This is a genomic window from Kocuria subflava, assembly GCF_012163155.1.
Taxonomy (GTDB): domain Bacteria; phylum Actinomycetota; class Actinomycetes; order Actinomycetales; family Micrococcaceae; genus Kocuria; species Kocuria subflava.
This window is the reverse complement of record NZ_JAAVUN010000183.1, coordinates 1-579: the sequence shown is the minus strand read 5'-3', so window position 1 is coordinate 579 and position 579 is coordinate 1. Positions and strand designations below refer to the sequence as shown.

The following is a 579-nucleotide window of genomic DNA, read 5'->3' as shown; positions in this document are numbered from 1 at the left end:
CGCGGTCATCGGCCCGGTGGACCTCCCGCATGCCGAACTTCTCGATGTAGAACGTGGCCGAGGCCTCGACGTCCGGGCAGGTGATCTCCAGGTGGCTCAGGTGAGCAAGCAGCTTCTCCACGGTGGTGGCCTTAGGACGATGTCCGGTCCACGGCGCTCCCTGCAATTCGCGGGGACGCGCGGGAGCGATGCGATGTGATTCCGAACACCATCGTGGGCGCCGCCGTCCGTCGGCGGAATCCCGTGATTCTCATATCAAGTATCGACGGCATGAATGCGTCGGGGTTGACCGGCTTCCTAGCATCGACTGCATGAATGAGATGGGTGAAGGTCGATTGCTCGACGACGTAGCGCCAAGGGTCCTCGCCGACCTCACGGGATGCGTGGTCGTGGTCACCGGGGCCAACGGTGGGCAGGGGCTGGCCGAAGCGGCCATGCTCGTCACGGCCGGGGCCCGGGTGATCGTCGGTGACCTCAAGCCCGAGCCCTCCGACGAGTTGCGGCGGGTGCTCGACGACGCCGACCGCGCCACCGGTGGAGCCGACTACGTGTGCCTGGACGGGACCTCACCCGAAGCCT

The 579-nt window shown here is 66.5% G+C and carries 1 protein-coding gene and 1 pseudogene; one reads left to right on the top strand and one right to left on the bottom strand.

Going from position 1 to position 579, the window contains the following annotated elements:
- Positions 1–121: VOC family protein (locus GTW58_RS15055; protein ID WP_342453327.1), on the bottom strand; the 121-nt coding region annotated here is incomplete at its 3' end.
- 190 nt (positions 122–311) lie between these two features.
- Between GTW58_RS15055 and GTW58_RS13655 the strand changes: the two are divergent.
- A pseudogene (locus tag GTW58_RS13655) lies at positions 312–579 on the top strand (hypothetical protein); the annotation flags it as partial.